The 12,813-nt window shown below is 53.3% G+C and carries 14 protein-coding genes and 3 pseudogenes; 6 read left to right on the top strand and 11 right to left on the bottom strand.

Annotation, left to right across the window (positions count from 1 at the left end; translation table 11 throughout):
- Positions 1-165: 165 nt before the first annotated feature.
- Together OHJ17_RS12380 and OHJ17_RS12375 are read left to right on the top strand one after the other, a co-directional pair.
- Entirely contained in the window at positions 166-522 is a 357-nt protein-coding gene (locus OHJ17_RS12380) for an ASCH domain-containing protein (protein WP_072143287.1), read from the top strand.
- A 197-nt stretch (positions 523-719) separates the two neighbouring features.
- The gene (locus tag OHJ17_RS12375; protein ID WP_004189996.1) at positions 720-1,619 is read left to right on the top strand and encodes a hypothetical protein; all 900 of its coding nucleotides are present in this window, start codon (positions 720-722) and stop codon (positions 1,617-1,619) included.
- Between the two features lie 460 nt (positions 1,620-2,079).
- Here OHJ17_RS12375 and OHJ17_RS12370 read toward each other — a convergent pair whose 3' ends face one another.
- Positions 2,080-2,853: an AraC family transcriptional regulator gene (locus OHJ17_RS12370; RefSeq protein WP_004212113.1), complete on the bottom strand. Its 774-nt coding sequence runs from the start codon at positions 2,851-2,853 to the stop codon at positions 2,080-2,082.
- Positions 2,854-2,972: 119 nt separating this feature from the next.
- Between OHJ17_RS12370 and OHJ17_RS12365 the strand changes: the two genes are divergently transcribed.
- The gene (locus OHJ17_RS12365; protein WP_023287663.1) at positions 2,973-3,698 is read left to right on the top strand and encodes a type 1 glutamine amidotransferase; all 726 of its coding nucleotides are present in this window, start codon (positions 2,973-2,975) and stop codon (positions 3,696-3,698) included.
- 134 nt (positions 3,699-3,832) lie between these two features.
- Here OHJ17_RS12365 and OHJ17_RS12360 read toward each other — a convergent pair whose 3' ends face one another.
- Entirely contained in the window at positions 3,833-4,036 is a 204-nt protein-coding gene (locus tag OHJ17_RS12360; RefSeq protein WP_167317763.1) for a hypothetical protein, read from the bottom strand.
- A 6-nt stretch (positions 4,037-4,042) separates the two neighbouring features.
- Positions 4,043-4,576: pseudogene (locus OHJ17_RS12355) on the bottom strand (SDR family NAD(P)-dependent oxidoreductase); the annotation flags it as partial.
- 325 nt (positions 4,577-4,901) lie between these two features.
- Here OHJ17_RS12355 and OHJ17_RS12350 point away from each other — a divergent pair.
- Complete coding sequence (locus OHJ17_RS12350; RefSeq protein WP_032409460.1) at positions 4,902-5,411, top strand: cysteine hydrolase family protein; 510 nt, start codon at positions 4,902-4,904, stop codon at positions 5,409-5,411.
- 45 nt (positions 5,412-5,456) lie between these two features.
- Here OHJ17_RS12350 and OHJ17_RS12345 read toward each other — a convergent pair.
- From OHJ17_RS12345 to OHJ17_RS12325, 5 genes and pseudogenes are all read right to left on the bottom strand, one after another.
- A pseudogene (locus OHJ17_RS12345) lies at positions 5,457-5,561 on the bottom strand (LysE family translocator); the annotation flags it as partial.
- A gap of 110 nt (positions 5,562-5,671) precedes the next feature.
- Positions 5,672-6,292: a histidine phosphatase family protein gene (locus OHJ17_RS12340; protein WP_004189986.1), complete on the bottom strand. Its 621-nt coding sequence runs from the start codon at positions 6,290-6,292 to the stop codon at positions 5,672-5,674.
- Positions 6,293-6,363: 71 nt separating this feature from the next.
- On the bottom strand, positions 6,364-6,507 hold the full coding sequence (locus OHJ17_RS12335; RefSeq protein WP_004184140.1) for a hypothetical protein: 144 nt from the start codon (positions 6,505-6,507) through the stop codon (positions 6,364-6,366).
- A gap of 4 nt (positions 6,508-6,511) precedes the next feature.
- Positions 6,512-6,736, bottom strand: coding sequence for a hypothetical protein (locus OHJ17_RS12330; RefSeq protein ID WP_023287665.1), 225 nt, complete (start codon positions 6,734-6,736; stop codon positions 6,512-6,514).
- Between the two features lie 202 nt (positions 6,737-6,938).
- Positions 6,939-7,706, bottom strand: a complete 768-nt coding sequence (locus OHJ17_RS12325; RefSeq protein WP_004176100.1) for an AraC family transcriptional regulator — start codon at positions 7,704-7,706, stop codon at positions 6,939-6,941.
- A 109-nt stretch (positions 7,707-7,815) separates the two neighbouring features.
- Between OHJ17_RS12325 and OHJ17_RS12320 the strand changes: the two genes are divergently transcribed.
- Complete coding sequence (locus tag OHJ17_RS12320; protein WP_023158316.1) at positions 7,816-8,607, top strand: sulfite exporter TauE/SafE family protein; 792 nt, start codon at positions 7,816-7,818, stop codon at positions 8,605-8,607.
- 88 nt (positions 8,608-8,695) lie between these two features.
- On the opposite strand, the gene puuE is transcribed toward OHJ17_RS12320, so the two are convergent.
- The 3 genes and pseudogenes from puuE to OHJ17_RS12305 all read right to left on the bottom strand — a co-directional run bounded on the left by puuE (position 8,696) and on the right by OHJ17_RS12305 (position 11,100).
- The gene (gene puuE / locus OHJ17_RS12315; protein WP_004176098.1) at positions 8,696-9,628 is read right to left on the bottom strand and encodes an allantoinase PuuE; all 933 of its coding nucleotides are present in this window, start codon (positions 9,626-9,628) and stop codon (positions 8,696-8,698) included.
- A pseudogene (gene hpxA, locus OHJ17_RS12310) lies at positions 9,513-10,384 on the bottom strand (allantoin racemase). The gene puuE and the pseudogene hpxA overlap by 116 nt, the downstream one beginning before the upstream one ends.
- Positions 10,384-11,100, bottom strand: coding sequence for a GntR family transcriptional regulator (locus tag OHJ17_RS12305; RefSeq protein WP_023287666.1), 717 nt, complete (start codon positions 11,098-11,100; stop codon positions 10,384-10,386). Before OHJ17_RS12305 ends, hpxA begins: the two are co-directional and overlap by 1 nt.
- 144 nt (positions 11,101-11,244) lie before the next feature.
- Between OHJ17_RS12305 and OHJ17_RS12300 the strand changes: the two genes are divergently transcribed.
- A complete protein-coding gene (locus OHJ17_RS12300; protein WP_004176095.1) occupies positions 11,245-12,741 on the top strand; it encodes an NCS1 family nucleobase:cation symporter-1 in 1,497 nt (498 codons plus the stop codon).
- Positions 12,742-12,813 lie beyond the last annotated feature (72 nt).

Here is a 12,813-nt window from a genome sequence, read left to right as displayed (position 1 = left end):
GCGAAGAACGGACCACACTATCTAAAGAATGATATCGCCTATTATGTTGGGACCGCTCATGTTAAAAAAGGGATAGCTTTTCTTTTCATTGACGATAACGAAGGAATTTTCATGGTTGAGGTTGAGGAAATAAAAAAGAAATATCCCGGCGCAGATGCCTGGCAAATGGGTGACAGTCCGCAACTGGCTAACGAGCTTGCTGACCTGATCAAAAAAGGGATCAAAACGGCCTCTTGCGGATCTTTTGCCTCTTACCAGCAGGAAGAATCCGCCCCGAGAATCGGGAGTTATAACATTATTCTTGATGGTCAGAATGTTCCAGTTTGCGTGATCAGACTGATTTCGATGCAGCTGGTTCGTTTTTGTGATGTCACTGAAGCGTTCGCCCGCAAAGAAGGTGAAGGCGATTTAAGCCTTGAATACTGGAAGAAAGAGCATCAGAGATTTTTCAGCTCTGAAGGTCATTTTTCTGAAGATATGGAGTTGATCGCAGAAGAATTTGAAGTGGTTGAGGTGCTGTAAGGCAAGGTCAACGGGCTGACATTTTATCACACTCATAACAATGTTCGCTTCTGGCGCGGAGCGGACAAGCTATCGAGCTAAAGGTCCGCATTGAGCAAGGAGCGGACGTGCCAGCTATAATTGGTAATAAAATGGGAGTAGAACTATTCTGATTTGTTTAAAAAAACATTTTTACATCCAAGGGCAAAATATTTTTTATGCTATCTTACATGCTATCTCAATATGCCAGGCTACCTGTGCCTGAAGTTACTCTACGTTCATGGTTAAAACAATGGTTGTCAGAGCAGGAATCGAGGTGTACAGACAGAAGTTTCTCGGCGCGATTTCCCTGGAGAGAAACTGGATTATGTCAGGAATATTTTTTACAACGAAAACTCAAAATTGATGGAAAGCAATTTCTTACTGGCCCCCGTTATCAGGGCGGAAATATTAACAAACCTTTTATTGATATTGTAGGTATGGATTCTGACCTAAATCATACTGCATTAGAACTCATTAGTAAGGAATGGTCACAACTCAGAGCTCAGTATGTCCGCATTCTTGTGCCAGGCCAGTCCTTCCCGCAGGGTATTCCTGACCAGTATATATATGCCACTTCTTTTTCTGAACCCCCTGAATTCAATGATAAATCTCTTACTTTGCAAGTGGCGACATACGAAGATTTTGACTGGTGTTGTCAGGCCCTGGGTGATGCCTATAAGCATACATGGCAGACAGTTCGCGAACTGTCTGCAAGCAATTTGGTAGCAGTTGATGACGAAGAGTTGTGTGACCATATTTCTGAGAGAGAAGTATATATTATCTATGAAAACGATGTTCGCGCCGGGTTGCTAATATGCCAGAAAGGAAACCTCGCTTTTCTGAGAGGATATCGTATTACTGACAAAATAATACTTCCTGCTTTTCGTGGTCGATCATTGTCAGCCCGAGCGCAACGCCTGCTGTACCGATTATTAACTCATTCCGATTCGGAACTATCTTTGTATATGGGTACAATTATTCCGGAGAATATCCCCTCGATGAAAACTGCAGAAAGAGCGGGACGAACTTGCATCCTAAGTTATCAATTTCTACCCATCTGCAAAACCCACGACTAACAGCAATGCTAATTTATCTTCAGCCTACTTCCGCTTTTGGCACACAGGGACGTGCAGGGCCCGGGAGTACTCCCCTGGACGCATTAATGGGCAGGATGTGATTGTTGCGCAGGCTATCATATGGCCTGAGGTACAGCAGAATCAGGCTTCGTAGCAATGAGGGGCTCACAGCGTCCGGAATCCACCCGGTGCCGTAAATCACCGCAAGGTCTGTCATAAGGTAATTTCATCACACATCGCGACACCTTTTTTCTTCATGCAGGCCTTCTCTTTCACGGTTTGTCAGAACTATGGACCGCAGTAATCTCCACTCCGTGCTTTAATCAATGAGAGTGATGTCGGGTGCAAATTAAACTACCTTTCTCAACAGCAAAGGCGGGATACCCCTACCCTCGCAGGGTTTCTGCGTCTGGTAATATGCCCATGACAGTCTCAAAGACCGCTTTGAGGGTTTCCCGGTTTAAGGCACATAATCGCGTGGCGTTGCCCCCAAAATGCAGCGAAAAGCAGCGGTAAAGGCCGCCGGGCATGAGAAACCAAGCTGGTAAGCGACCTGTTTGATTGGAACGCCGTTCGCGAGAAGATCCAACGAAGCGCAAATTCTGGCTCTCTGCTTCCATGTTCTAAAACTAAAGCCTGTATCCTTCATAAACAATCGGGAAAAGGTCCGTTCCGACATGGCCGACATAAAAGCCAGCTCGCTCAGCGATGCTTCCCAGCGCTGATTGACCAGTAGCGATCTGGCCGCGCTGAATAATCGCTCATCATTCGGCATGGGAAGCGCCATCGTTAAAGGTGGAGCCTCGCTGAGAATTTCCAGAAGCAACAACGCTATCTTCCGTTGACTCGGTCTGGCGTAGTCCTCACTGAACAGCCCAGCGATAAGCTCTTTGACTAACGGCGTAGCCGTGATCACATGTACCTGCTGACTCTTCGTAAAGCTCGTACATTCTGCGATAAGGCTACTGCTGAAATAGATCGCCCTGAGATCGGTTTGTGAAAGCAGATGATAACTATGGATATGCAGAGGCGGTAGCCATAATGCCCGCTGAGGAGGGATCACCCAACGGTCGCTCTCTGTTTGCACCAGCATAACCCCTCTGGTGGCGAAGAGTAGCTGCCCCTCAACATGATGATGGGGAGGATCTGCCTCGCCGCGTTGATAGCTTATCGCAGTACTGGACCAGCCTGTGGCTTCATCATGTCTTGGCGCTTTATCTATGCTACCTGGCATTTCAGATTTAGCCCCTGCCATTATCATATCGAAACTGGAACCACCCGGAGTAGAGCCTTAGGCAATGGGTGCGTGACTTATCATCCTGATCATCAAAGATATTACAGGAGCTTAACCTCATGCGTGTACACTTTATCGTACATGAAAGTTTTGAAGCCCCGGGCGCATATGAAACCTGGGCAATAAACCAGGGTCATGATGTAACTTACTCACGCGTCTATGCAGGCGATCGGCTACCTGCTGACGCCGTAGGCATCGATTTTCTTATCGTTATGGGCGGTCCGCAAGATCCTGACACCACGCTTGAAGAGTGCCCGCACTTTAATGCTAAAGCGGAACAGGCGCTGATTGCTTCCGCGGTTAAAACCGGTAAGGCGGTGATCGGTATCTGCCTGGGTTCACAGCTAATCGGTGAAGCGCTGGGCGCGCCGTTCTCTCATAGCCCGGAAAAAGAGATTGGTAAATTCCCGATCACATTGACCGAAGACGGCAGTAAGGATGGGATGTTCTCTCACTTTGGGAAAACACTGGCAGTGGGTCACTGGCATAACGATATGCCAGGTTTGACGCCAGAGGCTAAAATTATCGCTTACAGCGAAGGCTGTCCGCGGCAGATCGTTGCCTATTCAGACCGCGTCTTTGGTTTCCAGTGCCACATGGAGCTCACATTGGACGTCGTAGAACGGCTGATCGCTCATTCTGAGAAAGACCTGAGCCGTGCAGCAGAATATCGTTTCGTTGACACGCCTGAAGCGCTCCGGGCGCACGATTACAGTGAAATGAACCAAGTGCTTTTTGACTTTCTGCATAAGCTGGAAGCACGTTACAAAGCAGCGCAAGCATAATGTTATGCTCGGTGAGCTTGCCATCGGTTTTGATTTTAATGTCCGCTCCTGGCACAGAGCGGACAAGCTATCTGAGTTGAAGGTCTGATATGAGCGATCAGCGGACGTTGGCTACACTGTTAAACGTCGCAGACTCAGCTTCTGACTGCCAGTTTTTCGCGAGTTGGGCCTTCAAAGTAGATGCTCCTGATATGGCAATTACGGGGTTGAGTCAGCACAAAGCGAATTGCTTCCCAGACTGAACGCCCATTCATCAGACGTTCCCCCATTTTGGGCTGGCTATCGACAAACGCCTCTAACCCTGTCAGCTCGAAATCCGGGGGATACAACCCAGTCACACGTATATTTTCTTTAGACAACTGGTACGAAAGTTTAGTTGTAAACCCGCTAAGCCCGTGTTTACTGGCAAAAAAAGCGGGGTGCGCAATTGAATCTGTAAAATTAGGAATCCCACATGAAGATATAATTGAGACGATATCCGCACTTTCTGAACGTCTTAACCCGGGTAGCAATGCCTGAGTCAGCAGAATAGAACCTGTCAGGCCTGAACTGATAGTATTTATGATTTCTGTGTCTGATTGATCGTCTAACGTTCCTGAAAGCCACTGAGCAGCATTGAGGATTAAAATGTCTATGGGCTTGTCTAAAGTTAACAACTGTGAAGAAAACTGAGAAAGGGATTCAGGTAGGGTTAAATCACAGAGATGCCCTTTCGCCATTCCGCCTTCAGCCGTAATGATACTGCAAGTTTTTTGAATGTCATCAGCGCGCCTCGCGCAAAAATCCACCTCGACGCCTTCTCGCGCTAACCATACGCTCAGCGCCTGACCAAATCCCGTGCCACCACCGGTAATTACAGCTCTTTTACCTCTCAGCATCTTCATCCATCCTTTATTAATGAATAGGGGGGAATGTAGATATATATGAGGAAGCAGATTGACATCTTTCAGTTAGTGCCATTTTTTGACGATAGGGATAAGTTGTACTGCTACATTTCCATCGCGCTCCTGTGGGCATGCAACATCCGCTCCTGGCACTAGTCTGCCGTAAAGGGCAGCTTTAAGGGAGGAGCGGACGAGCTAACGCAGGTGAAGATCCGCTGTGAGCGAAAAGCGGATTTTTGTCGTTCTGTCATCAAAACTGGCGACTTATATTAGGATATCGCAATACCCCTCGCCCTCAGGCTACGTCTGCTTGAATTGATTGCCTCAAGAAGGCGGAGGCGGCTTTCCGCTGATTGCCGCTACGCGCACAGCAGGCGTACCGGTCATTTATGTCAGCGTCGGATTCCGCAAGGGGTATCCAGAGGTCAGCAAAAACAACACTATCTTCGCTTCGATTAAGGAGAATGGAGTTTTTATGGCTGATAACGAGAGCACGGCTATTCATCCTGATGTTGCTCCAGCAGAAAATGAAGTCGTCATCGTCAAACGCAGAGTCGGAGCTTTCTCGTTTACTGAACTTGAGATGATCCTTCGTGCTCAAGGCATCGAAGACCTGATTCTTACGGGTGTAACTACCAGTCGTGTGGTGCTTTCCACAGTCGGACAAGCTTTTGATCTGGATTACCGCCTTATCGTTGTGAATGATTATTGCGCAGATCCAGATCCTGACACCAATATGTTTTTACTTAAAAAAGTTCTACCTCAACATGCTTTTGTTACCAGTTCCTCTGAAATATCAAAACCTGGGCATAAAACTATGAATTTCTGACGTCAAAAAACGGGAGGATATAACCGGGGATCCCCAGTCATCTGAACGTCCGCTCCTGGTGGCGATAGTCAGCATCATGTCTGGCCCAGGAGAAATCTCCAGAAGCGTCAGTGCGAGAAGGAAAGTCATAAACGTTTCGATGGAAGGCATCCTGGTAGAGTCCGAAAACATATTTCCGCTACGTTACCTCCGTTCGATGCGGGCAAGAAGCGGACGTTGTACTTCAATCATCATCGATTTGAATGACAGCAAGGTAACGGCTAATCCAGGTGACGTAAATGTGTCGCTATCCCCCAGCTTAGAACGGTACAGCTTCCATTAATCAGCTCGAAAACGGCGTAACTCGCATTGGGTTGTGCATAGCGGTGAAAATCATCCACAGATCCACTTTTTAATGTCGCAAGCACGCCCTGAATGACCTGCCCGTGAGACACAATACATATTGTTCGATGATGATGTTTTTTTTCCAGACTGGATAAAAAATGTATCATTCGCTGCGAAGCATCTGAGAGAGACTCACCCCCTGGCGGACAATACTCTGCATCCAGGGTGAATAATGCTTCTGCGGCGTCCGGATTATTTTGCAGCAGCGCTACGGTTGTCATGCCTTCAAACTGACCAAAAGCCTGTTCTTTCAGAGCCGGTTCAGCTATCAGTGAACAATAAAAACGCTCAGCCAGGCGCTGTCCCATTTGCCAGGCCCGGCCAAGTGGAGACGCGTAAACACATTCTACCCGGTAATCACTCTCTGCAAACGCTGCCAATAAAGCTGATGTTTGACGCTCCCCACGAAGCGTCAATGCGCTATCACTGTGTCCCTGAATAATATTTTTTACATTCCATTCTGTTTCCGCGTGTCGAACCAGTATCACTTGCATCATTGCAGGGTCACATAAGCCGTTATTTGAAATGTTATCATCTAAAAACCCTCCTTTGATATGCAGGCAAGTTCTCAGCTCTCGACGAAAAACAGGAACAAGTGTAGCTGATAATGGTTATGTTCAGCTTCAGAAGTGACGTAGTTATCGACGTTAACGTCTGCTCTGGCACAGAGCGAACGCTTCCCCTTGTCGACGCGAAAAGCAACTCTGCCCATGCCTCTATCTCAGTAATACCTGTATCAGTTGAACGAGGATATACACTCCCGCTACCACCTGTATGATCCGAAACCCCCATCTCAGATAGCGCCATTGATGGCGTTCGCTGGCATCAGCGGCTTCAATCGCGGGATCATAACGTTTTCTTTTCCTGGTTCTAAATGTATCGAATCCCCACAGGACGAGAAGAAAGATGATGATGATTTTTTCAACGATAAGATGGTTCACAAAGAGAGACTCCGGTCTTCTCACGGTTACAGGCAGAATAGATAAACCGCCTGGATGTAGCCACCACTAAATGTAGGGGTACCTGAATACGAAGCCAGGCCTTCCCGGATTATCTGTCTTATGACCGCGTAAACGCATAGCAACGCCATAAAAGCGACATTCATTTCCGACACATGCTGCCGGAGTCCCCTTCTCCGACGCATCAGGCTGGGTGATAAAACGACGGCGGCTGCCCGGTCACGCGGCGGAACATGGTGGCGAAAGAGGACGCATTGTCGTATCCAAGGGATAATGCCACTTCGTTCACCGGTTTGCCTGCTATCAACCATGCCAGGGCGCTCACCACGCAGGCTCGCTGACGCCAGGCGGAAAATGACAGGCCCAGCTGCTTCAGGAAATGGCGGCGAAAGGTACTAGGACTCATAAACAGCGCCCTGGCCCAGCGCGCCGCAGGATCATGGATAGAGGGGTTAAGCAAAAAAGCCTGACAAAGCGCCAGCAGCGCCGGATGCTGCGGCAACGGAATGTCAAATTCGCGGACCGGCATAGCGGCCAGTTCCAGCAACATCAATTGTATCAGCGTGCGATCGCGTGGGCTGTCGTACAACGGTGGTAAATCCACAGCCTCAAGCAGTAGCTGGCGCAACAGCGGCGAGACGCTGATCACTTCGCAACGACGGTGTTTAATGAAAGCGGCCACACAGTCTGGCTCAATATACAAGCTACGCGTGGTCACCCCTGCAAATCGGACGGCATGCACGGTTTCAGGGGGGATCCAGACAGCGTGTTGCGGAGGAACCACCCATTCTCCGTCCTGCGTAGTGACATACATTAGTCCGGTCGCGCCATACAGCAGCTGCGCGCGACGATGCTGGTGCGGGGGCAGGATAAACCCTTGCGCATAGTCATTACCTAACGCCACCACATCACGATCGAGTCGATCGACCTCGTCAATTTTTACGTTGCGCACACCTGCCTCCCTCTGACCGATTTACAAAGGTAATTGAGCGCTACGCAAATGGGAAGCAGTACGCGACCGGTATAAGCTGCTCGCTCATTTTCAGGTCGGGGATACTCTCTTGAATGAGATCGTTATTATTGCGCTGGCAGGCTTTACTACCGGCATTACCACGGTGCTGTTCGGCTTCGGCGGCGGCTTTGTGGTGGTGCCCTTTGTCTATCAACTGATGCTCCGGCAGCCGGCGATTGCGGGCAATGCCATGCATGTCGCGGTGGCTACCTCAACGGCGGTGATGATATTTAACGCCGGCTGGGTCAGCTATCGAAACTGGCGGGCGGGCAGGCTTGCCGCGCAGACGCTGTTTCCGTTGTTATGGTTTATTGCCATTGGGGCGGTGGTAGGCTCCTGTCTGGCGGGGATATTGAGCGAGAAGATCGTTCGCGCGCTGTTTATTCTCTATATGCTGGCAACCATCAGCGATTGTTTGTTGCGCAAGGGTTTTTTCACGGGCAGCGCTCGGCGTCGCCTGTCCCTGCCAGTGGTCACCGGCGGCGGTGTGATTATCGGTACGATCGCCGCATTGCTGGGCGTGGGCGGCAGCGTCATGACGGTGCCCCTGCTACGGCGACACGGGTATGCAATGCAGGAGTGCGTTAGCGCATCCAACCCGCTTTCTTTGCCCGTGGCGCTATGCGGGGCTGTGACCTATGCCGTCATTGGCTGGCACAGCATTCCGCTGAGCGGATTTTTGGGGTTTATCAGCCTGAAAATTTTAGGCCTGCTCGTCCTGACCGGCTGGGCCGGGATAGTGTTTAGCCGCCGGGCAATCCCTGCGGTACCTGATGTATGGTATGCGCGAATCTATGTGCTGCTGCTGTGCCTGGTACTCCTCGCCATGCTTATTCAATAATCAAATTACATTCTGGTGAACCGGTGCAACAGACGCGGCCGGGCGGAGCCCTCTCCCTGGAGAGAGGGCCAGGTTCAGGGGCAACAAGCTACCCGCGATACGGATGGGTTTCGCGCCAGTGGTCGGCAATCTGCTGCCGGGTGCAGACCCACACCTTGTCGTGCTGCTGGATATAGTCAAGGAAACGCTGCAGCGCGCGGAAACGGCCCGGACGCCCAAGCAGCCGGCAGTGCATCCCCACGGACATCATCTTCGGCGCGGTTTCTCCCTCGGCGTACAGCACGTCAAAGCTGTCTTTCAGATAGGTATAAAACTGCTCCGCGGTGTTGAATCCCTGGGCGGTGGCGAAGCGCATGTCGTTGGCGTCGAGGGTATAAGGCACGATCAGGTGCGGCCGCTGGCTGCCGTCGCTGCAGGCCACTTCGCTCCAGAAAGGTAAATCATCGCCGTAATAATCGCTGTCGTAGTCAAAGCCGCCGTGCTCCACCACCAGCTGGCGGGTGTTAGGGCTGTCGCGGCCGGTATACCAGCCGGTGGGCGGTTTGCCGAACAGGTCGGTCAGTACCTGCACCGCTTTTTGCAGATGCGCGCGCTCCTCGGCGATATCCATGTGCTGATAGTGGATCCAGCGCCAGCCGTGGCTGACCACATCGTAATCCGCGGCCTTGATTGCCGCCACAATCTCCGGGTGCCGCGCCAGCGCCATCGCCACGCCGAAAACGGTCAACGGCAGCCCGCGCTGGCTGAACTCACGATGGATGCGCCAGAACCCTGCCCGGCTGCCGTACTCATAGAGTGAATCCATCGACATATGGCGCGCCGGGTAGCTGGCGGCGCCGATAATATCGGACAGGAACTGTTCCGAACCCGCATCGCCATGCAGGACGTGATTCTCCGCGCCTTCCTCATAGTTGAGGACGAACTGCACCGCGATCCGCGCCCCACCCGGCCAGCGCGCGTGCGGCGGCTCCCCTGCGTAACCTCGCAGATCGCGAGGATAGTGTTCCTGGTTCTCTCCCATCTCCTGCCCCTTTTAAAATGGATTTAACGACTGAAACTGTCCGCTTAACGCTTTTTTCTCCGGGAACGCTAAGTCCCCATGCTTGCTGGTCGCCAGGCCCAGCGCGACCAGAGACTCCACCATCTTCACCGCCGCGCTGACGCCATCGATCACCGGCACCCGCAGCTCGCGGGTCAGCTCCTGCGCCAGGGTCGCCATCCCGCCGCAGCCAAGAACAATCGCCCCGCTACCATCCTCTTTCAGCGCGCGAATGCAGCGCTCACGCACTTTCTCCTGCGCCAGGCCACTGCCGTCTTCCAGCGCCAGCACCGGCAAATCAATGGCGTGCAGCGCCGCGCAGTGTTGATGAAATCCGTACTGGTGCAGCAAATGACGGGCGATGATCAGCGTGCGCGGCAGCGTGGTCACAATGGAGAAACGGGTGGCGACCATCGTCGCCATATGCATTGCCGCCTCCGCGATACCGATCACCGGCCCCTGGGCTAGCTCCCGCGCCGCCAGCAGCCCCGGGTCGCCGAAGCAGGCGATCACATGCCCATCCACTCCCTGCTCGCGTCCGGCCCTGATCTGCTCCAGCACGCCGACCGCCGCGATGGCTTCGTCAAAGTGGCCCTCAATTGACGGCACCCCGGCGCGGGGACAGACCGCAAGGATCTCGGTGCCCGGCGCAGCGACCGCACGCGCGGCGGCGCCTATCGTTTCGGTCATCGCCAGGCTGGTGTTGGGGTTAATCACTTGTATACGAACGGAAGACATCACGACTCCTTGTGGCCGGCGAACAGCCGGGAAAAATCGGCCAGGCTGACGCCATCGCGCTCGAAGCACAGGCTGGCGACAATATGATCAAAATGGTGCATCAGCGCCTCGCTGAGCGGCTGCAGGGCTTTATCCCGCAGCAAACCGACCAGCTGCTGGTGATCGTCGCAACGGCAGCCCTGTCGCCAGGGGGCGCCCCAGGCGGCAATCACTAAAGAGGAGCGCTGGCTGAGGCGGGTCACCATCTCGGTGAGCACCGGGTTGCCGGAGATAGCCTGCAGCTGAATATGAAAGTCAGCGGAGTGGCGGATCGCCGCCGGGCCGTCGTGCGTCGCATGGGCCTGCTGTTCACGCTGAATAATGTTCTCCAGCGCCGCCAGATGCGGCGGCTGACAGCGCGCGATCACATCAGGGAGATTGGCGACCTCGAGCAGCGCCCGGGTGCGAAAGATCGCCTGGGACTCTTCCACGCTCGGGCTGGTGACGTGTGCACCACGTTTGGGCGTCAACGTGACCAGTTGCACAGCGGCGAGTCGTTGCAGCACCTTTCTGATGCCGGTGCGGCTCACGGCGAACACCTCCGCTAGCGCCTCTTCCGGCAGTTTGCTGCCCGGCGGCAGCTGATGTTCGACGATAGCCGTCATCAGCGCCTGGTAAATGCTTTCGTCCTTGTCCTGCAGCGCTGGCGCGGCCTGGAGACGATGTTCATTATTCATTAACCCACTCCGGTTTCACTTATCGATAGCAGATCGTATACATAAAATTTATTTTTTGTATACAAGATTCATCATTCTGGCCTGGATCCTGCAATAGCCTCAGCAATCCATATCAAAGGGTTTTCATTCAGAGGAGCAGGTTTCATGCCACATTCATCCCACACGCAGCAGACGAAGACTCACAAGGCGGCCGCCGGCTACAGTCCGCGGCTATGTAATGACGATCTGGCGCCGACCCGCGACCAGAACTGGAGCTGGTACAATATCTTTTCATTCTGGATGTCGGACGTGCACAGCATGGGCGGCTACGTAGTGGCGGCGAGCTTCTTTACGCTTGGGCTGGCCAGCTGGCAGGTTCTGCTCTGCCTGCTGGTGGGCATCTGTATTGTCCAGCTGTGCGCCAACCTGGTGGCGAAGCCGAGCCAGATGGCCGGGGTGCCTTACGCGGTGATTTGTCGTCAGGCGTTTGGCGTTTTCGGCGCCAATATCCCGGCGGTGATCCGCGGGCTGATCGCCTTTGCCTGGTACGGCATTCAGACCTATCTGGCGGCGAATGCCCTGATGCTGGTCCTGCTCAAGTTCTGGCCCTCCCTTGCCTCGCTAACCAGCAGCAGCTTTCTCGGGCTGTCGCCCCTCGGCTGGCTGTGCTTCGCCACTATGTGGCTGCTGCAGGCGATGGTGTTCTGGCATGGCATGAACGCCATCAAACGCTTTATCGATATCGCTGGTCCGGCGGTTTATGTGGTGATGCTGGCGCTGGCCGGCTGGATTGTATACAAGACTGGTCTGGACGGTATCTCCTTTACCCTCGCCAGCAAATCCCTGAGCGCCGGCGAGCAGACCTGGCAGATGATCACCGCCACGGCGCTGGTGGTCTCCTACTTCTCCGGGCCGCTGCTTAACTTCGGTGACTTTTCCCGCTACGGCAAAAGCATGGGCGAGATCCGCCGCGGTAACCGCTGGGGACTGCCGTTTAACTTTCTGCTATTCTCGGTGGTTACCGTGGTGATTGTCTCCGGCACCCAGTCGCTGTTTGGCAAAATGATCACCGACCCGATCGAAACCGTCAGCCGCGTGGGTAACGATCTGGCGGTGGCCATCGGCCTGCTGACCATGATCACCGCCACCATCGGCATTAATATCGTGGCTAACTTCGTCTCGCCGGCCTTCGATTTTTCCAACTGCGCCCCGCAGAAAATCAGCTTCCGTACCGGCGGGATGATTGCCGCGGTGGGCTCGATACTCCTGACGCCGTGGAACCTGTTTAACTCGCCGGAGCTGATCCACTATACCCTCGACGTGCTGGGCGCCTTTATTGGCCCGCTGTTTGGCATCCTGATCGCCGACTTCTACCTGATCAAACGCGGCCGGGTGTCAGTGGACGATCTGTTTGACGATACGCCGCAGGGTAAATATTGGTACCGCAACGGCTTTAACCCGAAAGCGATTGCCGCCCTGCTGCCGTCGGTGGGCCTGGGGCTGATTATCAGCTTTATTCCGGCCCTGCATGAAGTGGCGAACTTCAGCTGGTTTATCGGCGTCTTCCTCGGCGCCACCACCTACCGCTGGCTGGCTCGCGACGAGCGCGAAGTGCAGGCGAAAGCTGCCTTCCGCTCCGGCGCGGTGGCGCAAAAAGAGTAACCCTCCCCACCTGCCGCGGCGTCTGGCCGCGGCAGGCTGCAAACTGGCACCAATCTTGCTGTTTATCACTAT

The organism is Klebsiella sp. KP20-425-1, assembly GCF_025813515.1.
Classification (GTDB): Bacteria; Pseudomonadota; Gammaproteobacteria; order Enterobacterales; family Enterobacteriaceae; genus Klebsiella; species Klebsiella pneumoniae.
This window is presented reverse-complemented; position numbering and strand designations above follow the sequence as displayed.